21 protein-coding genes and 1 pseudogene are annotated in these 24844 nt (G+C 70.0%); 16 read left to right on the top strand and 6 right to left on the bottom strand.

Annotated elements, in window-relative coordinates; all coding sequences use genetic code 11:
• Positions 1-211: 211 nt before the first annotated feature.
• A complete protein-coding gene (locus ACFVYE_RS10865; RefSeq protein ID WP_383961714.1) occupies positions 212-1108 on the top strand; it encodes an aminoglycoside phosphotransferase family protein in 897 nt (298 codons plus the stop codon).
• 163 nt (positions 1109-1271) lie between these two features.
• On the opposite strand, the gene ACFVYE_RS10860 is transcribed toward ACFVYE_RS10865, so the two are convergent.
• Entirely contained in the window at positions 1272-3038 is a 1767-nt protein-coding gene (locus tag ACFVYE_RS10860; protein ID WP_383961673.1) for a dolichyl-phosphate-mannose--protein mannosyltransferase, read from the bottom strand.
• Between the two features lie 53 nt (positions 3039-3091).
• On the opposite strand from ACFVYE_RS10860, the gene rsmI reads away from it, so the two are divergent.
• The 6 genes and pseudogenes from rsmI to ACFVYE_RS10830 all read left to right on the top strand — a co-directional run bounded on the left by rsmI (position 3092) and on the right by ACFVYE_RS10830 (position 7928).
• The gene (rsmI, locus tag ACFVYE_RS10855; RefSeq protein WP_093893252.1) at positions 3092-3988 is read left to right on the top strand and encodes a 16S rRNA (cytidine(1402)-2'-O)-methyltransferase; all 897 of its coding nucleotides are present in this window, start codon (positions 3092-3094) and stop codon (positions 3986-3988) included.
• 159 nt (positions 3989-4147) lie between these two features.
• A complete protein-coding gene (locus ACFVYE_RS10850; RefSeq protein ID WP_383961677.1) occupies positions 4148-4537 on the top strand; it encodes a hypothetical protein in 390 nt (129 codons plus the stop codon).
• Positions 4538-4570: 33 nt separating this feature from the next.
• Positions 4571-5437: a TatD family hydrolase gene (locus tag ACFVYE_RS10845; protein WP_383961680.1), complete on the top strand. Its 867-nt coding sequence runs from the start codon at positions 4571-4573 to the stop codon at positions 5435-5437.
• Positions 5438-5628: 191 nt separating this feature from the next.
• Positions 5629-6084 (top strand): annotated as a pseudogene (locus tag ACFVYE_RS10840) (ubiquitin-like domain-containing protein); the annotation flags it as partial.
• Between the two features lie 78 nt (positions 6085-6162).
• Positions 6163-7038, top strand: coding sequence for a 16S rRNA (adenine(1518)-N(6)/adenine(1519)-N(6))-dimethyltransferase RsmA (gene rsmA, locus ACFVYE_RS10835; RefSeq protein ID WP_383961683.1), 876 nt, complete (start codon positions 6163-6165; stop codon positions 7036-7038).
• Entirely contained in the window at positions 7035-7928 is an 894-nt protein-coding gene (locus ACFVYE_RS10830; protein WP_389605071.1) for a 4-(cytidine 5'-diphospho)-2-C-methyl-D-erythritol kinase, read from the top strand. Before rsmA ends, ACFVYE_RS10830 begins: the two co-directional genes overlap by 4 nt.
• A 31-nt stretch (positions 7929-7959) precedes the next feature.
• On the opposite strand, the gene ACFVYE_RS10825 is transcribed toward ACFVYE_RS10830, so the two are convergent.
• Positions 7960-8592, bottom strand: coding sequence for a lipoprotein (locus ACFVYE_RS10825; RefSeq protein ID WP_389605131.1), 633 nt, complete (start codon positions 8590-8592; stop codon positions 7960-7962).
• 191 nt (positions 8593-8783) lie between these two features.
• Between ACFVYE_RS10825 and ACFVYE_RS10820 the strand changes: the two genes are divergently transcribed.
• The 5 genes from ACFVYE_RS10820 to ACFVYE_RS10800 all read left to right on the top strand — a co-directional run bounded on the left by ACFVYE_RS10820 (position 8784) and on the right by ACFVYE_RS10800 (position 17450).
• On the top strand, positions 8784-10601 hold the full coding sequence (locus ACFVYE_RS10820) for an ABC-F family ATP-binding cassette domain-containing protein (RefSeq protein WP_383961689.1): 1818 nt from the start codon (positions 8784-8786) through the stop codon (positions 10599-10601).
• A 109-nt stretch (positions 10602-10710) separates the two neighbouring features.
• A complete protein-coding gene (locus ACFVYE_RS10815) occupies positions 10711-12498 on the top strand; it encodes a PQQ-binding-like beta-propeller repeat protein (RefSeq protein WP_383961692.1) in 1788 nt (595 codons plus the stop codon).
• Positions 12499-12743: 245 nt separating this feature from the next.
• A complete protein-coding gene (locus ACFVYE_RS10810) occupies positions 12744-14585 on the top strand; it encodes a PQQ-binding-like beta-propeller repeat protein (protein ID WP_389605069.1) in 1842 nt (613 codons plus the stop codon).
• A gap of 64 nt (positions 14586-14649) precedes the next feature.
• Positions 14650-16539, top strand: a complete 1890-nt coding sequence (locus tag ACFVYE_RS10805; protein ID WP_383961697.1) for a PQQ-binding-like beta-propeller repeat protein — start codon at positions 14650-14652, stop codon at positions 16537-16539.
• Between the two features lie 215 nt (positions 16540-16754).
• A complete protein-coding gene (locus tag ACFVYE_RS10800; protein WP_389605066.1) occupies positions 16755-17450 on the top strand; it encodes a response regulator transcription factor in 696 nt (231 codons plus the stop codon).
• A gap of 30 nt (positions 17451-17480) precedes the next feature.
• Here ACFVYE_RS10800 and ACFVYE_RS10795 read toward each other — a convergent pair whose 3' ends face one another.
• Both ACFVYE_RS10795 and ACFVYE_RS10790 read right to left on the bottom strand, forming a co-directional pair.
• A complete protein-coding gene (locus ACFVYE_RS10795; RefSeq protein ID WP_383972988.1) occupies positions 17481-17768 on the bottom strand; it encodes a hypothetical protein in 288 nt (95 codons plus the stop codon).
• Positions 17769-17783: 15 nt separating this feature from the next.
• Entirely contained in the window at positions 17784-19454 is a 1671-nt protein-coding gene (locus ACFVYE_RS10790; protein WP_383972990.1) for a sodium:solute symporter family protein, read from the bottom strand.
• Between the two features lie 224 nt (positions 19455-19678).
• On the opposite strand from ACFVYE_RS10790, the gene galT reads away from it, so the two are divergent.
• The 3 genes from galT to galK are packed head-to-tail and all read left to right on the top strand — an operon-like array spanning position 19679 to position 22862.
• Positions 19679-20722, top strand: coding sequence for a galactose-1-phosphate uridylyltransferase (gene galT, locus ACFVYE_RS10785; RefSeq protein WP_383972992.1), 1044 nt, complete (start codon positions 19679-19681; stop codon positions 20720-20722).
• The gene (gene galE, locus ACFVYE_RS10780; RefSeq protein ID WP_389605064.1) at positions 20719-21699 is read left to right on the top strand and encodes a UDP-glucose 4-epimerase GalE; all 981 of its coding nucleotides are present in this window, start codon (positions 20719-20721) and stop codon (positions 21697-21699) included. The genes galT and galE overlap by 4 nt, the downstream gene beginning before the upstream one ends.
• Positions 21696-22862 (top strand): galactokinase, encoded by a 1167-nt coding sequence (gene galK / locus ACFVYE_RS10775; protein WP_389605062.1) that lies wholly within the window; start codon positions 21696-21698, stop codon positions 22860-22862. Before galE ends, galK begins: the two co-directional genes overlap by 4 nt.
• Here galK and ACFVYE_RS10770 read toward each other — a convergent pair.
• Complete coding sequence (locus ACFVYE_RS10770; protein ID WP_383972998.1) at positions 22855-23298, bottom strand: GNAT family N-acetyltransferase; 444 nt, start codon at positions 23296-23298, stop codon at positions 22855-22857. The genes galK and ACFVYE_RS10770 overlap by 8 nt on opposite strands.
• Positions 23299-23562: 264 nt before the next feature.
• Between ACFVYE_RS10770 and ACFVYE_RS10765 the strand changes: the two genes are divergently transcribed.
• Complete coding sequence (locus ACFVYE_RS10765; RefSeq protein ID WP_383973000.1) at positions 23563-24366, top strand: LuxR C-terminal-related transcriptional regulator; 804 nt, start codon at positions 23563-23565, stop codon at positions 24364-24366.
• Here the strand turns inward: ACFVYE_RS10765 and ACFVYE_RS10760 are convergent.
• Positions 24325-24822 (bottom strand): MarR family winged helix-turn-helix transcriptional regulator, encoded by a 498-nt coding sequence (locus ACFVYE_RS10760; RefSeq protein WP_382945813.1) that lies wholly within the window; start codon positions 24820-24822, stop codon positions 24325-24327. The two genes, ACFVYE_RS10765 and ACFVYE_RS10760, sit on opposite strands and share 42 nt — an antisense overlap.
• Positions 24823-24844 lie beyond the last annotated feature (22 nt).

Raw genomic sequence — 24844 nt, 5'->3', positions numbered from 1 at the left:
AAGGGGATGCTGCCGGGCACACTACGGGACGGTGGTGACAGTCGAGATGGTTGTTATAGGAACGCGATACATGTGGCATGAGTACGACGGTCGTCCTCACCCTCCCGGCGGCGGTCCATCCCGGGTGGTGCGGTCCTGGCTGGATGAATGCAGGATGCTGTCCCGGCTGATCAGGTCCGGCTGCCCGTGCCGTCGATGGTTGAGTGAGATCATGGACAGCTTCGAGATCGATGAGAACTTGGTGCGCTCTCTGGTGCGAGAGCAGCATCCGGACCTTGCAGAGTTGGACCTGCGTGAGGTGGTCGGCGGTTGGGACAACCAACTGTGGCGTCTCGGAGACGAGTTGGCCGTGCGCATGCCGCGCACGGAGCGCGCACCGTCCCTCCTGCGCAACGAGCACCGGTGGCTGCCCGCCCTGGCCCCGTGCCTTCCACTACCGGTCCCGACCCCCATACGGATCGGTGAACCCTCCGCACGCTTCCCGAGGCCATGGACCATCGCGACATGGGTTCCCGGCGAACCGGCCGACCGCGCCCCGATCGGCCACGACCGCGCGGCCGACACTTTGGCGGGCTTCCTCAAGGCGCTCCATGTGAAGGCGCCCGCCGAGGCACCGGTCAGCCCGGATCGCGGCGTTCCCCTCGAAACGCTCACGGACACCTTCGGAAAGACACTCGACGGCCTCGCCTCCGAAGGCGTTGCCGGCGACCTCCGGAATGTCCAGGACGTCTGGGACGATGCCCTTGCGGCTCCCGATTGGGAGGACCCGCCGGTATGGCTGCACGGCGACCTTCACCCGGCAAATGTCGTCGTCGCGAACGGGACACTCTCGGGCGTGATCGACTTCGGTGACATGTGCGCAGGCGATCCGGCGGTCGATCTCGCGGCTGCGTGGGTGCTCCTTCCCGCGGGGGCGGCTGCACGGTTCTTCGACGCGTACGCGCACGCGGACGAGGCGACGATCCGGCGCGCACGAGGGTTGGCTGCCCTGAAGAGCCTCGTCCTCATCCTCATCGGTCAGGCCGGGGAGCGGGGCCTGCCGGGTGGCAAGCCGACATGGGGACCCGCGGGCCGGGCGGCGCTCGACCGTGTTCTGGCATCGCTCTAGGAGGCCGGCGGACTTCCACGTTGCCCAACTCCCGGACACCCAGGTCACCCGGGACCGCAAGCGAATCGGCCGACGGCCGGGCCGCCTGCGGGCCGTCCAGGGTGGCCGGCAACCACCAAGAGGCCGCAGTCATCGACTGCGGCCTCTTGGTGCTCCAGCCCAGCTAGATCCAGGTATCCAGCCACATCCGGTCCCGCCAGGACCCGTCGGGAATGGGTGTTCCTGTGTAGATGGGCCAGAAATAAATGAAATTCCAGATGATCAGCAACACCAGCACGCCTGCTGCGATCGTCCCCAGCATCCGCCGCCGTTCCCCCGACGGATCGCCGGTCGCCGGGCCGAGTTCCCGTTCGGCCCCGGTCCCCGCCGCCGGACCCAGTATCGCGCCGATCATCATCGTGACCGCCAGACAAAGGAACGGCACGAACACGACCGCGTAGAAGAGGAAGATCGTCCGCTCCTGGTAGAAGAACCAGGGCAGCCAGCCCGCCGCCACACCGCAGACGATCGCCCCCGCCCGCCAGTCGCGCCGGAAGAACCAGCGCCACAGCACGTACACCAGGGCGAAGCACGCCGCCCACCACAGCAGCGGCGTCCCGATGGCCAGCACCTCGCGGGAGCACTTGCCGGTCTCCGACGCCGCGCAGCCCGGCTGCTCCTCCCAGAAGTACGAGACGGGCCGGCCGAGCACGATCCAGCTCCACGGATTGGACTGGTAGGTGTGGCCGGACGTCAGATTCACATGGAATTCGTAGACCTGGTACTCGTAGTGCCACAGGCTGCGCAGCCAGTCCGGCAACCACGTCCAGCTGCCGCCCCTGCCGTCGGTCTGGGCCCAGTTCCGGTAGTAGCCCTTGTCGGTGACGATCCAGCCGGTCCAGGAGACGAGATACGTGAGGATCGAGACGGGGACCGTCGAGACGAACGCCGGCAGCAGATCCCGCTTCAGCACGGCCGTGTACGGGTGAACCGCACCCGCGGTCCGGCGCGCGCCCACATCCCACAGCACCGTCATCAGACCGAAGCCGACCAGGATGTACAGGCCGTTCCACTTGGTGGCAAAGGCCAGCCCCAGCATCAGGCCTGCGACGAGCCGCCACGGACGCAGGCCCAGCCGCAGATTCTCCGCGACCTCGGCATCCGGGCGCAGCACACCCTCCTCGTCGACCGGCAGCGCGGCGGCGAGGCGGCGCCGCGCCCAGTCGCGGTCGATCAGCAGAGCGCCGAACGCCGCCAGCACGAAGAACATCAGCACCAGGTCGAGCAGCGCGGTGCGACTCATCACGAAGTGCAGACCGTCGACGGCGAGCAGCGTGCCGGCCAGGCACCCCAGGAACGTCGAGCGGAACATCCGCCGCCCGATCCGGCACAGCATCAGCACCGACAGCGTGCCGAGCACGGCCACCATGAACCGCCAGCCGAACGGCGTGAAGCCGAAGATCTGCTCACCGATCCCGATGATCCACTTGCCGACCGGTGGGTGCACCACATAGCCCGGATCCACCGGGACCTGCACCTTCGACGGATCGTCGAGGATCAGCTTGTCGATGTCCTTGGGCCAGTTCCCCTCGTACCCCTGGTTGATCAGCGCCCAGGAATCCTTGGCGTAGTACGTCTCGTCGAATATCAGCGCGTGCGGGCTGCCCAGGTTCCAGAACCGCAGCACCCCGGCGACCAGTGCCACCAGCAGCGGGCCGCCCCAGGCGGACCACCGCACCAGGCGCTCGGCCATGGGCGGAGAGATCCCGAGCACCGCCCACAACTGGGCGCCGGGGCGGGTGTACGGCGGAACCAGCCGTTCACGCAGCCCGATTCCGGGCCGGGGCGAATGGCCGAAGCGGCGCAGCCGCTGCTGCCAGGATGTCGGCTCTTCGCCGTGCGGTTCCCCGGCGTCTTGGCCCTGCCGGGCTTCGGGCGCAGTACTCGTCACCGCGCCATCGTAGGGAACGCGTCTGTGCGAGCGCTGTCGCCCGTGCTGGGAGGATGACTCATGTGACTGGAACGACTGGAACGCTGGTACTCGCAGGAACCCCCATCGGCGATGTGGCGGACGCCCCGCCGCGCCTCGCCGCCGAACTGGAGACGGCCGATGTGGTCGCCGCCGAGGACACCCGGCGTCTGCGCCGCCTCACGCAGGCGCTCGGCATCCACACCACGGGGCGGGTCGTGTCCTACTTCGAGGGCAACGAGTCGGCCCGTACGCCCGAACTCGTCGAGGCACTGACCGGCGGCGCCCGCGTCCTGCTGGTCACGGATGCCGGGATGCCGTCCGTCTCCGATCCCGGCTACCGGCTCGTGGCCGCAGCCGTGGAGAAGGACATCAAGGTCACCGCGGTCCCCGGCCCGTCCGCGGTACTCACGGCTCTCGCCCTGTCCGCGCTGCCCGTCGACCGTTTCTGTTTCGAGGGCTTCCTTCCGCGAAAGGCGGGCGAACGGCTCGGCAGACTGCGCGAGGTCGCCGACGAGCGCCGCACCATGGTCTTCTTCGAGGCCCCGCACCGGCTCGACGACACCCTCGCGGCGATGGCAGAGGTCTTCGGCGCCGACCGCCGGGCCGCCGTGTGCCGGGAGCTGACCAAGACGTACGAGGAAGTGAAGCGCGGCCCGCTGGGCGAGCTGGCGGTCTGGGCGGCCGAAGGGGTACGCGGCGAGATCACCGTGGTCGTCGAGGGCGCGGCCGACTCCGGACCCGAAGAGCTGGACGCCGCGGAGCTGGTACGCAGGGTGCAGGTGCGCGAGGAGGCGGGGGAGCGGCGCAAGGAGGCCATTGCCGCTGTTGCCGCAGATGCGGGGCTGCCCAAGCGCGAAGTCTTCGACGCGGTCGTCGCGGCAAAGAATGCGGCGCGAACCGGCCCAGCAGAGGGCAAAGGACTGTCGTAGAAGGCAAAGCGCGAGCCGTGCACCGGGCCTTTCTGCCACGAGAAGGCCAAATCCGCTCCAACACTCGACAGGGCCTGATGCGCTCCCGCCGGAGACGGCGTCCACTGGCACAAGGGACGCATTCTCCGGAGTGCTTGTCCGACGGACGAAGGAGCAGGCATGAGCGAGAGCGCAGCAACCACCGTGCACGAGGCGTATGCCTTCGCCTGCATGAGGTGCGGATACGGCTGGGAGCAGGCCTACGAGATAGAGCACCACGTCGACGGCTCCAACAACGATTTCGTCATCTACAAGGCGGACGGCGAACGGGTGCCCTCACCCCTTTCCACGCCGACCTGCACGAACTGCGGCGGACACGTGGTCCGGATCATGCGGGCCGGCCGGGTCTCGACCGTCCAGCGGCTGCTCCACAACCCCACGTCGACGCGGCCGGCGATCGAGGACATCGGCGCCCGGGAGGGCGAGGCCGTGGCCGCCACCGTCGCACCTGCGGGTGCGGGGCATCACTGGCACCTGTCCGACCTGCTGCACCCCTTCCACCGCAAGTAAGGTCACCGGCGCGGTCCTCGTACGATCGTCGTCATGAGTCGTTCCGAAGCCCCGCCGCTGCCCGAACCCCTCCGGGTGCCGGTCGCCGATTCGCACACCCACCTGGACATGCAGGACGCAACTGTCGAGGAGGGCCTGGCCAGGGCCGCGGCGGTCAATGTGACCACCGTGATCCAGGTGGGCTGCGACGTGGCCGGTTCGCGCTGGGCCGCCGAGACCGCCGCCGCGCATGCGAACGTGCACGCGGCGGTGGCCCTGCACCCCAACGAGGCGCCGCGCATCGTGCACGGCGACCCCGACGGCCGGTCGCGGCAGGGGGCGCGTGAAGGGGGCGGCCAGGCGGCACTGCACGAGGCCCTCACGGAGATCGACGCGCTGGCCGCACTCGACCACGTACGCGGTGTCGGCGAGACCGGGCTCGACTGCTTCCGTACCGGCCCCGAGGGAATGGCCGCGCAGGAGGAGTCCTTCCGGGCCCACATCGAGATCGCCAAACGGCACGGCAAGGCGCTGGTCATCCACGATCGCGAGGCACACGCGGATGTGCTGCGCATCCTCGCCGACGCGGGTGCCCCCGAGCGGACCGTGTTCCACTGCTACTCCGGCGACGCCGACATGGCCCGGATCTGCGCGGACGCCGGGTACTTCATGTCCTTCGCGGGCAATGTCACCTTCAAGAACGCCCAGCCGCTGCGTGACGCACTGGCCGTAGCGCCGATGGAACTGGTTCTGGTCGAGACGGACGCACCGTTCCTGACCCCCGCACCGTACCGCGGACGGCCTAACGCGCCCTACCTCATTCCGGTCACGCTGCGTGCCATGGCGGAGGTGAAGGGCGTGGACGAGGACACCCTGGCGTCGGCCATCTCCGACAACACCGCCCGCGCATTCGACTACTGACCGGTACGGGCCGGTGGCGGCCGACTCCGCGGCTACGGTGTGTAGTTGAGTCGTTTTGGAGAGTCGTCGATGCTCCGCTATCGTCCCGGGCGCCATCAGGCGAGCCGGCCGATCGGATCCTCTGGAGCGTCGTGAGCAATTCGAAGGGCAGTCACCGTGCAGCACGCGGCAGGGGGCGTACGGCGGTGGCGATGCCGCCCGCCCGTCTTCCGGCCGCCGCATCCGTATCCGTACCGCTCCATGAGCAGCTGACGCTCGCCGCCTGGGCGGTACGCGCCCCGACCGTCGTCGATACGCCCCTGCTGCCCGGCCGGCCGGCCCTCCCCGGCACCAACGGCGGCCGGGCGGCGGCGCGCCGGGCCGGGCGGCGGCGCAAGGTCCCCGTCCGCCCCGAGAGCCTGCGCCGTCTCGTCCCGCAGGCCCTCGTCGTCGCGTTCCTGGCCGGCGGCACCACCGCGTTCGTGGCCTGCGACAAGGCGGTGACACTCGATGTCGACGGCACGCCCCGCACCCTGCACACCTTCGCGGACGACGTCGACGAACTCCTCGCCGACCAGGGTGTCACCGTCGCCGCCCACGACACCGTCACCCCTGCCCTCGGCAGCCCGCTCGCCGACGGCGACGAGGTCGTCGTCCGGGCGCGGAGGTAGCGGAGGCGGCGGAGCGGGAGGCCGTACGCGCAACGGGGCGAGCCCCCGGCCGCGCCGCGGCCGTAGGCTTACCGGGTGAGCACCACTGAGCCCGATGCCCTCCTGGGCCCCGCAGACATCCGCGAGCTGGCCGCCAAGCTGGGCGTACGCCCGACCAAGCAGCGCGGTCAGAACTTCGTCATCGACGCCAATACGGTCCGCAGGATCGTGCGGACGGCGGAAGTCCGCCCGGACGACGTCGTCGTCGAGGTCGGTCCGGGGCTCGGCTCGCTGACCCTGGCGCTGCTGGAGGCGGCGGACCGGGTCGTCGCCGTCGAGATCGACGACGTGCTGGCGGGCGCCCTGCCGGCCACGGTCGCCGCCCGGATGCCGGGGCGTGCCGACCGGTTCGCCCTGGTGCACTCCGACGCGATGCTGGTCCGGGAGCTGCCGGGCCCGGCGCCGACCGCGCTGGTCGCGAACCTTCCGTACAACGTCGCCGTGCCGGTCCTGCTGACCATGCTGGAGCGCTTCCCGTCCATCGAGCGGACCCTCGTCATGGTCCAGGCCGAGGTCGCCGACCGGCTGGCCGCCAAGCCGGGCAACAAGGTCTACGGCGTGCCGTCGGTGAAGGCCAACTGGTACGCGGACGTCAAGCGGGCCGGGTCCATCGGCCGCAATGTCTTCTGGCCCGCCCCGAACGTCGACTCCGGTCTGGTCTCGCTGGTCCGGCGTGCCGAGCCGATCACGACGAGCGCGAGCAGGACCGAGGTCTTCGCGGTCGTCGACGCGGCCTTCGCCCAGCGCCGCAAGACGCTGCGGGCGGCTCTGGCCGGCTGGGCGGGCTCCGCGCCCGCCGCAGAAGCGGCCCTGGTCGCGGCCGGGATCTCGCCGCAGGCCCGCGGCGAGGCGCTGACGGTCGAGGAGTTCGCCGCCATTGCCGAGAACAAGCCCTCCGGGAGTGGCGAGTGAGCGTCACCGTCCGCGTACCCGCCAAGGTCAACGTCCAGCTCGCGGTCGGCGCCCCGCGCCCCGACGGTTTCCACGACCTGGCCAATGTCTTCCTCGCCGTCGGCCTGTACGACGAGGTCACCGTCACCCCCGCCGACGAACTGCGCATCACCTGCTCGGGCCCGGACGCCGCCCAGGTCCCGCTGGACGCGACGAACCTCGCCGCCCGCGCCGCGATCGCGCTGGCCGAGCGGCACGGCATCGCTCCCGATGTGCACATCCACATCGCCAAGGACATCCCCGTCGCGGGCGGCATGGCGGGCGGCAGCGCCGACGGTGCGGCCGCCCTGCTGGCCTGCGACGCCCTCTGGTCCACCGGCGCCACGCGGGACGAGCTGCTCGCCATCTGCGCGGAGCTGGGCAGCGACGTCCCGTTCAGCCTGGTCGGCGGCGCGGCTCTCGGCGTCGGACGCGGCGAGCAGCTGACCGCGATCGACGTCGGCGGAACCTTCCACTGGGTCTTCGCGGTCGCCGACGGCGGGCTCTCCACCCCGGCCGTCTACGGCGAGTTCGACCGGCTCACGGCCGGTACGGACGTCCCGGATCCCGCCGCGTCCGCCGCGCTCCTGGACGCGCTGCGGACCGGTGACGCGACGGCTCTCGCGGGTGCCCTGAGCAACGACCTCCAGCCCGCCGCGCTCTCCCTGCGCCCCTCCCTCGCCGACACCCTCGCCGCGGGCACCGAGGCCGGCGCCCTGGCCGCCCTGGTCTCGGGCTCCGGGCCGACCACCGCGTTCCTGGTGGCGGACGCGGAGTCGGCGCGGAAGGTGGCCGAGGCGCTGATCACCTCGGGGACATGCAGGAACGCACGGGCCGCGGTGTCCCCGGCGCCGGGCGCCACGGTCCTGTGAGCCGGGCCGGCCGGGCGGCACCGCCGCCCGGTCAGCCGAGCCGCACGCTCTTCTTCGCCAGCTCGTACGCCGGGAGCATCGCCTCGTGCTCCTCGGAGTCCATCCCGCCCAGATGGACCACGACCGGCCCGTCCGGGGTGGCGACGGCGAAGGCCCGCTCCTTCTTGAGCTCGTCCAGCAGCTTGCTCCTGACCGTGTATCCGACCTCGGCCGCGGCCAGGTCGCCCGCCCTGGTCCCGGTGTACGTGACCTTTCCGGCGCCGTCCTCGTCGGCGATGAACGCCTCCAGGACCTGACGCGGGGTGCGGTCGGACTTCTTGCCCTGCCACACCCGCAGATAACCGATGTTCCCCGCCGGCTTCGCGTCGATCTCGCAGACCATGGTGACCCCGCCCTGCACGCCGAGTGCGGCCCCGAGCTCGGAGTCCGGATCGACGTGGACGGCCTTCGGCTTCCACGATGCCGCGAGGTCGAAGGCCACGGGCAGCGGGCAGGCCGAGCCGGAGCCGCCGACCGTGCCTGCCTTGACGGCGGTCTTCCCGGCCGCCCCGGCCTTCTGCGACGGCTTCCCGCCGGCCGGCTTCTCGGCCACGGACCCCGCATCCTGCGACGCCGACGAACAGCCCGCCAGCGCAAGCGTCGCCAGCAGGGCCGCCGGAACCATGCCCCGCACCGGCCCTCGGACGGCATTGCGCACGGTGCCACGCACCGTCGAAGTCCCCACTGAAGTCCCCACCCCTGAGATGTTCGAAGATCTTCCGACCGGGGCCCCGCCCCTTGATCGATTGCCGCACGCTATCGCAGCCGCGAGCCGACTACCCTGGGACGTCGATCGATCCCCCAGGCAGGAGTGAAATGGCCGTCAATCTGGTCAATGTCGAGCAGGTCAGCAAGGTGTACGGCACCCGTGCCCTGCTCGATGGTGTGTCCCTCGGTGTGTCCGAGGGGGACCGGATCGGTGTCGTGGGCCGTAACGGCGACGGCAAGACGACCCTCATCCGGATGCTCGCCAGGCTGGAGGAGGCGGACAGCGGCCGTGTCACCCACAGCGGCGGGCTGCGCCTCGGCGTCCTCACCCAGCACGACTCGCTCGACCCCGAGGCGACCATCCGCCACGAGGTGATCGGCGACCTCGCCGACCACGAGTGGGCGGGCAGCGCAAAGATCCGCGATGTGCTCACCGGACTCTTCGGCGGGCTCGCCCTGCCGGGCTTCGAGCACGGCCTGGACACCGTCATCGCCCCGCTCTCCGGCGGCGAGCGGCGCCGGATCGCGCTGGCAAAACTGCTCATCGCCGAGCAGGACCTGATCGTCCTCGACGAGCCGACCAACCACCTCGACGTCGAGGGCATCTCCTGGCTGGCCGGCCATCTGCGGGCACGTCGCTCGGCGCTCGTCTGCGTCACCCACGACCGCTGGTTCCTCGACCAGGTCTGTACGCGCATGTGGGACGTCCAGCGCGGCACGGTCCATGAGTACGAGGGCGGCTACAGCGACTACGTCTTCGCGCGGGCCGAGCGGGAGCGCATCGCCGCGACCGAGGAGTCCAAGCGGCAGAACCTGATGCGCAAGGAGCTGGCCTGGCTGCGCCGCGGCGCCCCCGCCCGTACCTCCAAGCCGCGCTACCGCATCGAGGCGGCCAATGAACTGATCGCCGATGTGCCGCCGCCGCGCGACACCAGTGAGCTGATGAAGTTCGCCAACGCCCGGCTCGGCAAGACCGTCTTCGACCTGGAGGACGTGACCGTCCAGGCAGGCCCCAAGACGCTGCTCACCCACCTCACCTGGCAGCTCGGCCCCGGCGACCGGATCGGCCTGGTCGGGGTCAACGGTGCGGGCAAGACCTCGCTGCTGCGGGCGCTCGCCGACGCGTCCCGTACGCAGGGCGACGCGCAGCCCGCCGCCGGGAAGGTCGTCGTCGGCAAGACCGTCAAGCTCGCCTACCTCTCCCAGGAGGTCGCCGAGCTCAACCCGAACCTGCGAGTGCTGGAGGCCGTGCAGCAGGTGCGCGACCGGGTCGACCTCGGCAAGGGCCGGGAGATGACCGCGGGCCAGCTCTGCGAGCAGTTCGGCTTCTCGAAGGAGAAGCAGTGGACCCCGGTCGGCGACCTCTCGGGTGGTGAGCGGCGCCGGCTGCAGATCCTGCGCCTGCTGATGGACGAGCCGAACGTCCTCTTCCTCGACGAGCCCACCAACGACCTCGACATCGAGACCCTGACCCAGCTGGAGGACCTCCTCGACGGCTGGCCCGGATCGATGGTCGTGATCTCTCACGACCGGTTCTTCATCGAGCGGACCACGGACCGGGTGATGGCGCTGCTCGGCGACCGCACGCTGCGGATGCTGCCGCGGGGCATCGACGAGTACCTGGAGCGCAGGCAGCGGATGGAGGAGGCGGCCACCCCCTCCGCCGCACCCGCGGCGGCGAAGGAGAAGGCCGTGTCGGCCGCGAGCGTCTCCCCGCAGGCCGCACGTGCGGCGAAGAAGGAACTGCAGAAGGTGGAGCGGCAGCTCGACAAGATCTCCACACGCGAGACCACGCTGCACGCACAGATCGCGGAGCACGCCACGGACTTCGAGAAGGTGGCGAAGCTCGACGCGGAGTTGCGCGAACTGGTCGCGGAACGCGACGAGTTGGAGATGCGCTGGCTGGAGCTGGCCGAGGACTCCTGACCGCTTCGGTGCGTCAGGTGTGACGGCTGGGGCTCGTGGGACGGGTGATAGAAAGAAGCCTTGCCCGGCGCGGAAGCCGGACCCGTCCGCACGAAGGGGGGACGTGCTGATGACCCAGCCGCCCGGCCAGCAACCGCCACAGGGGGGCTTCGGGGCTCCGTACGATCCCCCGTCCGGTCCGTACGGGCCTCCCACCCAGCCGTCGGGCCAGGCCGCCGGTCCGTACGGGCCTCCCACACAGCCGCCGGGTCCGTACGGCCCGCCCACGCAGCCGCCCGGTCCGTACGGGCCGCCGCCAGCTCAGCCCGGCCCGTACGACGCGCCCACCCGGCCCGGCCCGTACGGCGTGCCGTCGCAGCCGGGGCTGTACGACGCACCGACGCAGCCCGGTCCCTACGGTGTGCCGTCGCCACCGCAGCCCGGTGGCCCCGCGGGCAGCGGCGGCGGAGGGTTCTTCCGGGGCCGGCGCGGGGCGGTCGTCGGTGCCGTGCTCGCGGTGGTGCTGCTGGCGGGCGGTGGTGTCTGGCTGGCCACGAGCGGGGGCGACGAGACGAAGCCCACGGCGAAGAAGAGCGCCGGCCCCGAGCCGGACGCCTCGTCCACCGGCAAGGGCAAGCCCGATGACAAGGGCAAGGATCAGGGGCCGAGCGACCTCCGTGCCGAGGCCGACGGGATCAACGCCAAGCGCAAGCCGGGCGAGGCGAAGGTCCTCTGGCTCCAGGAGGGCGGCGTCGACCTGCCGCGCAACGGCGCGAACGTGTACGGCCCCTGGATCGTCGGCGACACCGTCGTCAAGGCGATGTTCCACACCGTTTCCGGCTACTCCGTCGCCGACGGCAGCCAGAAGTGGAGCCTGCGCCTGCCGTCCGCCATGTGCGCGGCCCCCTCGCAGGCCACCGCCGACGGCAAGATCGTCCTCGGGATCCAGACCGGTCACGGCGACCAGGCGGTCTGCAGCGCGCTCCAGATGGTCGACCTCACGACCGGCAAGGCCGGCTGGTACAAGACGTTCAAGCGGCAGGGTGCCTGGGACCTGCTCTCCAACCCCGCGATGGCGATCAACGGCGACACCGTGACCATCGGGCGCAAGACCAGGACGGACGCCTTCCGGGTCAGCGACGGCAAAGTGCTCTTCGGGCAACTTCCGGGCAACTGCCAGCCGTTCGGCTTCGCGAGCGGCCCCGTGGCGATCGCCGCGGCCAGCTGCCAGACCGCGGCCGACGACCACAAGGAACAGCTGGTGGAGCGGATCGACCCCGCCACCGGCAAGGTCCTGTGGAAGTACAAGGTCAAGAAGGGCTGGGAGATCGCGCAGTTCTACTCGGTCAGCCCGCTGGTCGTCTCCCTGAACAAGGGGGACCAATGGGCGATCATCATGCTCAACGCGGACGGCACCTACCGCTCCCAACTGGTCGGCGGCGACGAGAACTACAAGACGCAGTGCGACACCGACGTGGCCTCCGACGGCAGGAACCTCGACAACTGCCTCGGGGTGGCGGCCGACGACAAGACGGTCTATCTGGCGACCAAGCCAGGTGAGTCCGACCCCACGAACAAGGTCGTCGCCTTCGACCTGGCCGGCGGGCAGACGAAGTGGAAGGCCGCCGCCCCCGCCGGGCAGACCCTGATGCCGATGCGGGTGGAGGGCGGCAGGCTGCTCATGTACCTGTCGGCGGCGAAGAACAAGGGTGGCGGCATCGCGTCCCTCCCGCCGACCGGCGGCACACCGCAGATGGTGGTGCGGCACCCGGCTGCCGGGGCGGAGGCCGAGCGCGCGCTCTTCGACACCCGGGTCGCCTACATGAACGGGCGTTCCCTCCTCCTGAGCACGAGCCTCAGCGGGATCGAGGACGGGGACGAGAAGCGGGCGAAGTCGCTGGCGGTCTTCGGCAACTGACGGTCCGAGGCGTAACGGAGGCATCACGGGGCGGTTCTCCCTTGGGAACAGGGGGCGGACCGCCCCGGTGCCCGAGGTCTCGCGGGTGGTACAAAGAAGCCCCGCTCGACTGACGTAACGCCGCGGGATCCATGCCTGATTCGCTCCTTTCCGGGAAGTTCAGGGGGTTTCGGCCCCGTGGCGCTCCATGGAATCGCGGGGGAGAACGGAACGGGCACCGGACCGCACGAAGGGGGGACGTGCTGATGACCCAGCCGCCCAGCCAGCAACCGCCGCAGGGAGGCTTCGGCGCACCGCAGGAGCCGCCGCAGGGGAGTCCTCAGCCGCCCCAGAGTCCGCCGCCGAGCGGTCCGCCGCAGACCCCGCCGCCCGCTCCGCAGTCCCCGCCGCCCGGCTCCGGCTACCCGCAGACGCCCGGTCAGGCACCGGGCCAGGCCCCCGGTTACGGCTACCCCCAGCAGCCGGGCCCGTACAACCAGCAGCCGGGCCCGTATGCCCAGCAGCCCGGTCCGTACAACCAGCAGCCGGGTCCGTACGGGCAGCAGCCCGGTCCGTACGATCAGCCGACGCAGCCCGGTTACGGCTACCCGCAGCAGCAGTACCCCGGCGCACCGGCCCCCGGCGACCCCGGTGGTCGGGGCAGCGGCAACTCCCCCAAGCGCAAGCCCGCGTTGATGATCGGCGCCGCGGCCGTCGCGCTCCTGGTGATCGGCGGCGGCATCTTCATCGCCACGAGCGGGAGCGACGACGACAAGAAGCCCATCGCGGAGAAGAGCGGCGACGCCAAGCCGAGCAGCTCGCCCTCCGTCAACGAGGGCAACGGCAACGGCGACGGCCGCGAGGCCGATGACAACCTCAACGCCGGGCGCAAGGAGGGCGAGGCGAAGGTTCTCTGGCTGCAGAAGAACGACGTCGACCTGCCGCGCAACGGCTCGGACGTGTACGGCCCCTGGGTCGTCGGCGACACCGTCGTCAAGGGCATGTATCGCGCGATCTCCGGCTACTCCGTGGCCGACGGCAAGCAGAAGTGGACGCTGAAGCTGCCCGCCGACCTGTGCGCGGCCCCCTCGCAGCCCACCACCGACGGCAAGATCGTCATCGGGGTCGAGAACGGCACCACCGACAAGGCGGACTGCGCGGACCTCCAGATGATCGACCTAGACACCGGCAAAGCCGGCTGGAAGAAGTCGGTCAAGCAGAGCGGCCTCTGGGACATGATGTCGGATATCTCGCTGGCCATCAGCGGCGACACCGTGACGGTCGGGCGCACGGGCAACTCCAATGCCTACAGGGTCAGCGACGGCAAGGAACTGTTCGGCAAGCAGCCGGGCAACTGCCAGCCGTTCGCCTTCGCCGGCGGGCCCAAGCTGATCGCCGCTTCCAGCTGCCACACCGATGACGTCGACAATCCGCAGCATCAGATCCAGGAGATCGACCCGGTCACGGGGAAGCCCAGGTGGACGTACCGGATCAAGCGCGGATGGGAGATCGACCGGGTCTACTCGGTGAGCCCGCTGGTGGTGTCCCTGAAGAAGGACAAGGAGTGGAGCATCCTCGCGCTGAAGGAGAACGGCTCGTTCCGCTCCGGAGTCGTCAGTGACAAGGGCGACAAGTTCTCGCCGGACTGCGGCACCGCCTTCGCCATCTTCGGCAAGTCCCTGGAAGGTTGCACCGGTGTCGCCGCCGACGCCAACACGTTCTACATGTCGACCTCGCCGGACTCCAGCGGCACCGCCCGTACGAACAAGGTCGTGGCATTCGACCTGAACACCGGCAAGTCCAAGTGGAAGGCCGCGGCGCCGGCCGACAGCATGGTGAAGCCGCTGCGCATGGAGGGCGGCAATGTGCTGCTCTACGTGGAGGCCGGATACAGCAAGGGCGGCGGGATCGCCACCCTCGCACCGACCGGTGGCACGCCGCAGATGGTGCTGCGGCACCCGGTGTCGACGGCCGAGATCGAGAGCTCCTTCTACGACTCGAAAATCGTCTACGCGGACGGCCGTTCCTTCATCGCGAGCGGACGGGTCAGCGCGAGCAACGACGAGGAGGAGCTGGAGACGAAGACCATGATGGCCTTCGGCAACTGACAGCTCACCAAGGCTTTCGACGGCCCAGACCCACCAACTCCCTTTCCCCAGAGGTACGTACGCCATGACGCAGCCCCCCCAGCCGCCCAACGAGCCGCCCCAGGGCGGATTCGGTGCCCCGCAGGACCCCCCGCCGGGCGGGTTCGGCGCACCGACCCCGCCGCCCGCCGACCCGTTCGGCAAGCAGCCGGCCACCCCGCCCGCGGGCGGATTCGGCACCCCGCAGACCCCGCCGCCCGCGGGCCCGCCGCAGCAGCCGGGCCCGGGTTACGGCTATCCGCAGGGTCAGCCGCCGCAGCCGGGCTACGGCTATCCGCAGGGTCAGCCCCCGCAGCCCGGATACGGCTATCCGCAGGCGCCCGTGCCCGGACAGCCGCAGCAGGGTTACGGATTCCCGCAGGGCCTGCCGCCCGGCCAGCCGCCGCAGCAGGGGTACGGCTACCAGACCACCCCGATGCAGCAGCCGTACCCGCCGCAGCAGAACGGGAACGGGAGCAAGAAGTTCAGCACCCAGATGCAGATCATCGTCGCCGCGTCGGTCGCCGTCGTGCTGATAGTCGGCGCGGGCGTCTGGTTCTCCTCCAGCGGCGGTGACGACGGCAAGAAGGACAAGGCGTCCCAGTCCAGCGGCACCACCGAGGGCAAGGGCGGCGGCCAGGGCGGCGCTGTCGGTGGCGGCGGCAAGGAGAAGGCACCGGCGGACCCCAAGTCCAAGGTCGCCTTCCAGCTGCCGGAGCCGAAGGTCAACGACGTCACCACGGTCGATGGTTCCTGGCTGACCGACAAGGCGTATGTGAAGACCGGCGTGAACGAGATCGTCGGCTACGACCTGGCCAAGGGCACCAAGCTGTGGTCCATCCCGCTGGCGGGCCAGCTCTGCGCCGCCTCCCGGCACATGTCCAAGGACTACAAGACGGCCATCGCCTTCGAGGCGGCCAAGCCGACCAAGGCCAAGAAGTACCAGCCGTGCAACCAGGTCGGTGCGATCGACCTGAACACCGGCAAGCTGATGTGGAGCAAGTCGGTGACCGCCGCCACCAGCGGTGACGAGCCGGTCAGGTACGACGGGATCACGCTCAGCGGCACCACGGTCGCCGCGGCCGGCACCGAGGGCGGCGCGGCGTTCGACCTGAACACCGGCGCCGAGCGCTGGAGGCCCAAGGTCTCCACCGACGGCTGCTACGACGCGGGCTACGCCGGTGGCGAGGCGCTCGCCGTCGTTCGCAAGTGCGGTACGTACGACGACCCGCAGCTCGTCGTCCAGGCGCTGAACCCGACCACCGGCGCCCCGCTCTCCTCCTACAAGATGCCGCCCGGTGTCGACTACGCGAGCATCGTCTCCACCAAGCCGCTGGTCGTCGCGGCCGACGTCGGCGACACCGCCGGTGACGGCAGCGGCATCTCGGACTTCTTCTCGATCGACGCCTCCACCGGCAAGCTGCTCACCAGGATCGCCGCGGACGGCGAGAAGTACGCCGCGAGCTGCCGCTCCACCGAGGTCGAGAGCTGCCGGAAACTGGCCGTCGGCAACAACCGCATCTACGTGCCGACCGAGGACCACGAGGGCACCGGCGACTACGGCGACACCAACGAGATCGTCTCCTTCGACCTGACCACGGGCAAGCCGACCAGTGACCGGGCCGACGCGGGCGAGCGCTACACGATGTTCCCGCTCCGCATGGACGGCGGCAACATCATCGCGTACAAGACGCCCCCGTACGACAAGGGCGGTCAGATCGTCTCCATCGACGGCGCCACCTTCAAGCAGACCGTGCTGATGGAGAACCCGAGCGAGGAGTCCGTGCGCGACGCGGAGAGCAGCTTCTCCGGGGACTACTCCGAAATGCTCTACTCCGCCGGCCACCTGTTCATATCCCAGATGATGCTCAGCAAGCCGAGCGGGAGTTCGCTGGACGACAGGGATTACCTCGCCGTCTCCTTCGGCACCAGCTGATCCGTACGCAGTACCTGTGACCCGGCCCTGCCGGTCGATCATTCGACCGGCAGGGCCGATCGTTTTCCGCCCGTCGAGCGGCCCTGAATGGCACATAATCCGACACTCCGGGGGCCTTCTGCCGGGTAAGGGGTCCGGAACGTCGAACAAGCGTGTAGCTTGCCGGGTCAGGGCGGGCCGGGGGGCCTGGTGCCGGTTCTATGGGGGTGTGCTCGATGGGCGTGCGGCTCATGGTGGTCGATGATCACCGACTGCTCGCCGAGGCGCTCGCCTCGGCGTTGAAACTGCGGGGCCACCGGGTGCTCGCGGCGGCCGCGCCGACTTCGGGGTCGGCGGAGCTGGTGGTCAGCAGGGCTCCGGAGGTCTGCCTGTTCGGCACCGCGGCACCTGCCGAACCCGGCGCCTTCGACCCGATCGTACGGATCCGGCGCGAGCGCCCTCAGGTGGCCGTGGTGGTGCTCGGCCCCGTGCCCAGCCCGCGCGGGATCGCGGCGGCTTTCGCGGCAGGTGCTGCGGGATATGTCCGGCACGACGAGCGCATGGAGGGCGTCGAACGGGCGATGGTCAAGGCGCGAGCGGGAGAGGCCGCGGTGGCGCCGCAACTGCTCCAGGGCGCCTTCGCCGAGCTGCTCAATCCGGTCGCGGCGCCGGACGACGAGGGGCAGCGGCTGCTGCAGATGCTCACCCCGCGCGAGGTCGAGGTCCTGATCCGGGTCGCCGAGGGCGAGGACACCCGGCTGATCGCGGCCGGGATGCGGATCGCGTCGAGCACCGCGCGTACCCATGTGCAGCGGGTGCTGATGAAGCTGGGCGTCGGCTCCCGGCTGGAGGCCGCGGCGCTCGCGGCCCGCACGGGGCTGCTGGACCGGGCGCTGCCGCTGGACAAGCAGGGGCCCGACGGCATCGGGTGATGCCGCCGGGCCCTTGCTGAAGGCGGTACGTCAGCTGTCCGCCGGGTCCGGGCCGTCGGCCGGCGCCTGCGCCGGGCGCAGCTTCAGCCAGACCAGGAAGAACAGCCCGAGGACCAGCATGGCCAGGCCGGTCCACAGGTTGATGTGGACGCCCTGAGCCTTCTTCAGGTCCGCGTCGGACGGGTTGATCCCGGCGATGGTGACGATCACGCCGTAGACCACGAAGAGGCCGCCGATGATCCGCCGGATGTCGAAGAGACGGGCCGCGGTCGCGGACTTCTGCTCCAGTTCGGAGACTTCCTTGTGCAGGTCGGACATGGTGAGTTCCTCCGATCAGAACGAGTAGGGGACGTAGCACAGGGCGGCGAGGACGATCGCGCCCCAGCCCAGCAGGGCCGGCTTGCGGTACCAGGCGCTGTCGCCCTCGGCCGGTGCCTCCTCGGCGTCCGGGGACTCGGTTCCGTAGACCAGACCGGCCAGTTCGGCCTCGGGCTTCGGGGCCGTGAAGAGCGTGACGGCGACCATGACCACCGCACCGGCGACGAAACCGACGATCGCGGAGACGAAGTTGGCGCCCTGGTCGGTGGGGATGTCGATGATCCCCTGCTTGTAGATCACGAAGTAATTGACCATCGCGGCGGTGGTGCCCGCGACCAGACCCCAGACGCCGGACTTCATCGAGGCCCGCTTCCAGAACATGCCGATGATGAAGACCACGAACATCGGGACGTTGAAGAAGGAGAACAGCGTCTGGAGGTAGCTCATGATGTTGGAGAAGCTGGCGGCGATGAAGGCCGTGCCGATGGAGGCCAGCACCCCGATCGCCGTGATCAGCCGGCCGAAGCGCAGGTAGTACGCGTCCGGCTGGTCCTTCTTCACGTACCGCGCCCAGATGTCGGTCGTGAACACCGTGTTGAACGACGACACGTTCGCCGCCATGCCGGCCATGAACGCGGCCAGCAGACCGGTCACCGCGATGCCGAGCACACCGTTGGGCAGCAGCTCCTGCATCAGCAGCGGGATCGCGTCGTTGTAGGTCAGGTCGGAGCCGGGGGTGCCGATCTTCGGTACGAGAACGGCGGCCACCAGACCCGGGATCATCACCAGGAAGACGATGAAGATCTTCGGGAACGCGGCGATCAGCGGGGTGCGCTGGGCGGCGGAGAGGTTCTTCGCGGACAGGGCGCGCTGCACCTCGGCGAAGTTGGTCGTCCAGTAGCCGAAGGAGAGCACGAAGCCGAGGCCGAGGATGATCGTCAGCCAGTTTGCGCCGAGCGGGTTGGCGTCGCCGATGCCGGTGCCTCCCCAGGCGGAGAGGAAGTCGGAGCCGTGGCTCTTCTCCAGCGAACCGGTCAGACCGTCCCAGCCGCCGACGCGCTTGAGGCCCAGCAGGGTGAGCGGGATGAGCGCGGCGAGGATGACGAAGAACTGCAGCACCTCGTTGTAGATCGCCGAGGAGAGACCGCCGATGGTGATGTAGATCAGGACGAAGAGGCCCGCGACGACGATCGCGACCCACTGCGGCCAGCCGAGGAGCGCCTCCACGACGATCGACAGGGCGTACAGGTTGACGCCCGCAATCAGGATCGCGGCGAAGGCGAAGAGTATGGAGCTCAGCAGGTGCGCGGACTTGTCGAAGCGCTGGAGCAGGAACTCCGGTACGGACCGGACCTTCGACCGGTAGTAGAACGGCATCATCACCAGGCCCAGGAAGACCATGGCCGGGATGGCACCGATCCAGTACCAGTGCACGACCGCGACACCGTACTGCGCGCCGGTCGCCGCCATGCCGAGGATCTCGGTGGCACCGAGGTTGGCCGCGACGAAGGCGAGCCCGGTCACCCAGGCGGGGAGTGACCGCCCGGAGAGAAAGAAGTCGAGGCTCGTCCTCACGCTCGCCCGTGCGGCAAAACCTATGCCGAGGACGACGACGAAGTAGATCGCCAGGATCGTGTAGTCGAGCCCGTTCGTGGGGAGCCGAAGCCCTTCGGCCAGGTAGTGCATGTGGGGGTACTCGCTTCGTTGCGCGAACTGAACTCGAAGGAAACTACGCCCTTGTGTTCAAAAACTGAACACTTTTCCTGGGGTTCTTTGTTTGATTGTGATCGCTTGACCGATAAATCCAGGCAGGTGGCGCCAGAGATCCTGCTCACATGTGCCACGTCGGCGTCATTGACGCGTCTGTTGACTTGTGGTTCATTGTGTTTGGTTATGTTTGGAGGAACCTGGTGAAGAAGACGGTTACGACGCTCGCCGACGGCCGGGAGCTGCTCTACTACGACAGCCGTGACGACGCCGTGCGTGACGCCGTCGACCGTCGGCCCCTCGACGCCGTCTCGACCTCGTCCGAGATCCGCCGTGACCCGTTCCTGGGTGACAGCGTCGCCATCGCCTCGCACCGCCAGGGACGCATCTACCACCCGCCGGCCGACGAGTGCCCGCTCTGCCCCTCGCGGGACGGCCGGCTGAGCGAGATTCCCGAGGCGGACTACGACGTCGCCGTCTTCGAGAACCGCTTCCCCTCACTCGCCGGTGACTCCGGCCGCTGCGAGGTCGTCTGCTTCACCTCCGACCACGACGCGTCGTTCGCCGACCTCACCGAGGACCAGGCCGCCCTGGTCCTGGAGGCATGGACCGACCGCACCGCCGAACTCGCCGAGCTGCCGCAGGTCAAGCAGGTGTTCTGTTTCGAGAACCGGGGCGCCGAGATCGGCGTCACGCTCGGCCATCCGCACGGGCAGATCTACGGCTACCCCTTCGTCACCCCGCGCACCGAGCTGATGCTCCGTTCGATGGAGGCCCACCGCGCCGAGACCGGCCGCAACCTCTTCGACGACGTCGTGGCCCGCGAGGAGAAGGACGGCTCGCGGATCGTCATCAGCGGCGAGCACTGGGTCGCCTTCGTGCCGTACGCGGCGCACTGGCCGTACGAGGTCCACCTCCACCCCCGCCGCCGTGTCCCCGATCTGAGGGAACTCGACGAGGCCGCGCGCACAGAGTTCCCACAGATCTATCTGGAACTCTTGAGGCGATTCGACCGGATCTTCGGCACCGGCGAGCCGCCGACCCCGTACATATCGGCCTGGCACCAGGCGCCGTTCGGTGTCCCGGGCAGGCAGGACTTCGGGCTCCATCTGGAGCTTTTCACCATCCGACGTACCTCCGGCAAGCTGAAGTTCCTCGCGGGTTCCGAATCCGGCATGAATGTGTTCATCAACGATGTGCCGCCGGAGGCCGCGGCCCAGCGACTGCGAGAGGTAGCGAGCGAGTGAGCAAGCCCCAGAAGAAGTACCTGGTCACGGGTGGCGCGGGTTATGTCGGCAGCGTGGTCGCCCAGCATCTGCTGGAGGCCGGTCACGCGGTCACCGTCCTCGACGACCTCTCGACCGGGTTCCGGGAGGGGGTTCCGGCCGGGGTCGAGTTCATCGAGGGCCGCATCCAGGACGCGGCGAAGTGGCTGGACCCCTCCTACGACGGGGTGCTGCACTTCGCCGCGTACTCGCAGGTCGGCGAGTCCGTCGTGGACCCGGAGAAGTACTGGGTGAACAACGTCGGGGGCTCCGTGGCGCTGCTCGCCGCGATGCGGGACGCCGGGGTGCGGACCCTGGTCTTCTCCTCCACAGCCGCGACCTATGGCGAACCGGTCACCACCCCCATCACGGAGTCCGACGCGACCGCGCCCACCAACCCCTACGGCGCCACCAAGCTCGCCGTCGACCACATGATCACCGGCGAGGCGGCCGCGCACGGACTGGCCGCCGTCTCGCTGCGCTACTTCAACGTGGCCGGGGCGTACGGCAGTTGCGGGGAGCGGCACAGCCCCGAGTCGCACCTCATCCCGCTGGTCCTCCAGGTCGCCCTCGGGCAGCGCGAGTCGATCTCCGTGTACGGCGACGACTACCCGACCCCCGACGGCACCTGCGTCCGCGACTACATCCATGTCGCCGATCTCGCCGAGGCCCACCTGCTGGCCCTGGACGCGGCCACCGAGGGCGAGCACCTGATCTGCAACCTCGGCAACGGCAACGGCTTCTCGGTGCGCGATGTCATCGAGACCGTCCGCGAGGTCACCGGCCACCCGGTCCCCGAGACCGCGGCCCCGCGCCGCGCCGGTGACCCTGCCGTGCTGGTCGCCTCCGCCACCACCGCCAGGGAGCGGCTCGGCTGGACGCCGTCGCGCGCGGACCTGACCGGAATCGTCTCCGACGCCTGGACGTTCGCCCGCCGAGAGGAGCCCACCGCCCCATGACCGAGAACAGTGAGCTGACTGCCGCCTTCACCGAGCTGTACGGGAGTGCCCCCGAAGGGGTCTGGGCGGCACCCGGCCGAGTGAATCTGATCGGCGAGTACACCGACTTCAACGACGGTTTCGTGATGCCGCTCGCGCTGCCGCACACCGCGCGGGCCGCCGTCGCCCGCCGCACCGACGGCGAGCTGCGGCTCCACTCGACCGACGTACCGGGCGGTGTCGTCCGGCTCCGGGTCGACGAGCTGGCCCCGCACCAGGGGCACGGCTGGGCGGCGTACCCGGCCGGAGTCGTCTGGGCGCTGCGCGAGGCCGGTCACCCCGTCACCGGGGCGGACATCCAGCTGACCTCCACCGTTCCCACCGGCGCCGGGCTCTCCTCCTCCGCGGCCCTCGAAGTCGTCACCGCGCTGGCTCTGAACGACCTCTTCGAACTGGGACTCTCAGCCTCGGAGCTGGCGGTCATCGGCCAGCGCGCCGAGAACGCGTTCGTCGGCGTGCCGTGCGGGGTCATGGACCAGATGGCATCCGCCTGCTGCACCGAGGGCCACGCGCTGTACCTCGACACCCGCGATCTCACCCAGCGCCAGGTCCCCTTCGACCTGCCCGCCCACGGGCTGCGGCTGCTGGTCGTGGACACCCAGGTCAAGCACGCGCTCGGCGACGGCGCGTACGCCGAGCGGCGGGCAGGCTGCGAGGCGGGGGCCGCCGCGCTCGGCCTGCGAACGCTGCGCGAGCTGCCGTACGAGGGTCTCGGCGCGGCCCTGGACACCCTGGCCGCGGCCGGGGTCGACGAGTCCGTGGTGCGTTATGTACGCCATGTGGTCAGCGACAACGAGCGGGTGGAGCAGGTCATCGCGCTGCTCGACACGGGCGATGTGCGGGGCGCGGGCCGGGTCCTCGACGCGGGGCACGTCTCGCTCCGCGACGATCTGCGGGTCTCCTGCCCGGAGTTGGACCTGGTGGTGTCGGCGGCGGGCGAGGCCGGGGCGCTCGGTGCGCGGATGACCGGCGGTGGCTTCGGCGGCTCGGCGATCGTGCTGGTGGACGAGGCGCAGGCGGACACGGTCGCCAAGTCCGTGCTGGAGGCGTTCGTTTCGGCGGGGTACGCGGCGCCGCGGATCTTCCCCGCCGTTCCTTCGGCGGGTGCCCGACGCCTCAGCTGAGGTTCTTGGTCAGGATGAATTCGGTGATTCCGGGCGGGTAGTTCTCGACCTGCCCGCTCACCTCGTAGCCCCGCTTCCGGTAGAAGTCCGGAGCCTGGAAACCCCAGGTCTCCAGCCGGGAGCGGGTGCAGGCCCGGTCGGCCCCGGCCACCCGTTCCGCCTCGGCGAGCAGCCGTGAGCCGAGGCCGCAGCCGCGGTGGCGGGCGTCGACCCAGAGCTGGTCCACATGAAGCCAGTACGCCCAGGTGCGGCCGGTCAGGCCACCGGCGACGGCGCCCAGCTCGTCAAGCACCCACACTTCCAGGGGGAGTTCCTGCCCGGCGGGGTCGGTGCGCAGCACGCGGAGCTCAGGGGAGCCGGCTGTGTTGTCCTCGCGCAGTCGCCGGCCGAGCAGGGTGCGCCGCCCTTTGTCCACTTCTGTCTCAAGACGGAACATGTGACACAGCCTACGGAGCAGAGCCTGTCAGTTCTGCGAATTGTCTTCCGCACCGGCGCCCCGGCCGTACCCTGATGCACAGCACCGGTGGGGGCCGGTGCTGATTCAGGGGTACGAGACAGTCGGGTACGGCGCCCGGGGCGGGTTGCAGTCGAAACACGGCGGCGGCCGTGGGACTGCGGTCCATTTCCCCGATCCGGGCAGCCGTACCCGCGCCGTTCCGTCCCTTCGGCGGGCCGGGGGTGGCCCAGCAACAGACGCAGCATGGGGGTGCCTGTGGTTCGTATCCGGGTTCTCGTGGTGGACGACCACCGCATTTTCGCCGAGTCGCTCGCAGCGGCGCTCGCGGCCGAACCGGACGTCGATGTGGCGGCGGCGGGCAGTGGCCCCGCCGCGCTGCGATGTCTGGAACGGGCGGCCGCCGAGGGGCGAGGCTATGACGTGATGCTGATCGATGCCGAACTGGGCATCCTGGCCGCGGCGAAGGAGCGCCGGACACCCGTACCGGTCCCGCGCAGCGGTGAGAACGGCCCGGTGGACGGCATCTCGCTGGTCGCCGGGGTCCGTTCCGGCCGGCCTTCCGTGCATACGGTGGTGCTCGCCGAGAAGGACGACCCGCACCGGGCCGCGCAGGCGCTGCAGGCCGGGGCCTCGGGCTGGGTCGCCAAGGACTGCTCACTGCAACGGCTGCTCACGGTCATCCGGGGGGTGCTGCGCGACGAGACACATCTGCCCCCGGCCCTGCTCACGGGCGTGCTGCGGGAGCTGACGGCAGCGCGCAAGCACCGCACCGAGAGCGAGGAGCTGGTCGAGTCACTGACCCCTCGGGAGCGCGAGGTGCTGCGCTGCATGGTGGCGGGCCTGGGCCGCAAGGCGGTGGCGGAGCGGCTCTACCTCTCCCCGCACACGGTGCGTACGCACATGCAGAACGTGCTGGGGAAGCTCGGCGTGCACTCCACGCTGGCCGCGGTCGCGCTGGCCCGGCGGGCGGGTGTCGGCCCGGTCGATCTGGAACCGGCCCGGGTCCTAGCCGGGGATGTTGTCGAACGGAGCGGTCAACTGGCGTAGCAGTCCAGCCAGTTCACCGCGCTGCTGGGTGGAGAGCTCGCCCAGGATGGCGCGCTCCTGGGCGAGCAGGCCGGCCAGCGACTGGTCGGCCTTGTCGCGCCCCTCGGCGGTGAGCCGGACCAGCACGCCGCGGCGGTCGCTGGGGTCGGGGAGCCGCTCGACGAGGTTCTTCTTGGTCAGCCGGTCGATGCGGTTGGTCATCGTGCCCGAGGTGACCAGGGTCTGGGTGAGCAGCTGGCCGGGGGACAGCTGATAAGGATCACCCGCACGGCGCAACGACGTGAGTACGTCGAACTCCCACGGCTCCAGATTGTGCTCGGAGAAGGCGATCCGGCGGGCCCGGTCCAGATGGCGGGCCAGGCGGGAGACGCGGCTGAGTACCTCGAGCGGTTCCACGTCGAGGTCGGGGCGCTCGCGGCGCCATGCAGCGACCAGTCGGTCGACCTCGTCCTCCATGTGGATCAGTGTAGAGGGTCTG

The sequence above is a fragment of the Streptomyces sp. NPDC058239 genome (genome assembly GCF_042882185.1).
Lineage (GTDB): Bacteria > Actinomycetota > Actinomycetes > Streptomycetales > Streptomycetaceae > Streptomyces.
The sequence above is the reverse complement of the archived record's forward strand: the minus strand, read 5'-3'. Positions and strand labels throughout refer to the sequence as shown.

Bases quoted from the DNA above. Each gene is read 5' to 3' on its own strand.
- ACFVYE_RS10825 (WP_389605131.1), bottom strand. From the start codon at position 8,592: ATGGTTCCGGCGGCCCTGCTGGCGACGCTTGCGCTGGCGGGCTGTTCG.
- ACFVYE_RS10770 (WP_383972998.1), bottom strand. From the start codon at position 23,298: ATGTTCCGTCTTGAGACAGAAGTGGACAAAGGGCGGCGCACCCTGCTC.
- galK (WP_389605062.1), top strand. From the start codon at position 21,696: ATGACCGAGAACAGTGAGCTGACTGCCGCCTTCACCGAGCTGTACGGG.
- rsmI (WP_093893252.1), top strand. From the start codon at position 3,092: ATGACTCATGTGACTGGAACGACTGGAACGCTGGTACTCGCAGGAACC.
- ACFVYE_RS10820 (WP_383961689.1), top strand. From the start codon at position 8,784: ATGGCCGTCAATCTGGTCAATGTCGAGCAGGTCAGCAAGGTGTACGGC.
- ACFVYE_RS10845 (WP_383961680.1), top strand. From the start codon at position 4,571: ATGAGTCGTTCCGAAGCCCCGCCGCTGCCCGAACCCCTCCGGGTGCCG.
- ACFVYE_RS10805 (WP_383961697.1), top strand. From the start codon at position 14,650: ATGACGCAGCCCCCCCAGCCGCCCAACGAGCCGCCCCAGGGCGGATTC.
- ACFVYE_RS10800 (WP_389605066.1), top strand. From the start codon at position 16,755: ATGGGCGTGCGGCTCATGGTGGTCGATGATCACCGACTGCTCGCCGAG.
- ACFVYE_RS10790 (WP_383972990.1), bottom strand. From the start codon at position 19,454: ATGCACTACCTGGCCGAAGGGCTTCGGCTCCCCACGAACGGGCTCGAC.
- ACFVYE_RS10850 (WP_383961677.1), top strand. From the start codon at position 4,148: ATGAGCGAGAGCGCAGCAACCACCGTGCACGAGGCGTATGCCTTCGCC.
- ACFVYE_RS10810 (WP_389605069.1), top strand. From the start codon at position 12,744: ATGACCCAGCCGCCCAGCCAGCAACCGCCGCAGGGAGGCTTCGGCGCA.
- ACFVYE_RS10765 (WP_383973000.1), top strand. From the start codon at position 23,563: ATGGGGGTGCCTGTGGTTCGTATCCGGGTTCTCGTGGTGGACGACCAC.
- ACFVYE_RS10795 (WP_383972988.1), bottom strand. From the start codon at position 17,768: ATGTCCGACCTGCACAAGGAAGTCTCCGAACTGGAGCAGAAGTCCGCG.
- ACFVYE_RS10760 (WP_382945813.1), bottom strand. From the start codon at position 24,822: ATGGAGGACGAGGTCGACCGACTGGTCGCTGCATGGCGCCGCGAGCGC.
- ACFVYE_RS10865 (WP_383961714.1), top strand. From the start codon at position 212: ATGGACAGCTTCGAGATCGATGAGAACTTGGTGCGCTCTCTGGTGCGA.
- ACFVYE_RS10815 (WP_383961692.1), top strand. From the start codon at position 10,711: ATGACCCAGCCGCCCGGCCAGCAACCGCCACAGGGGGGCTTCGGGGCT.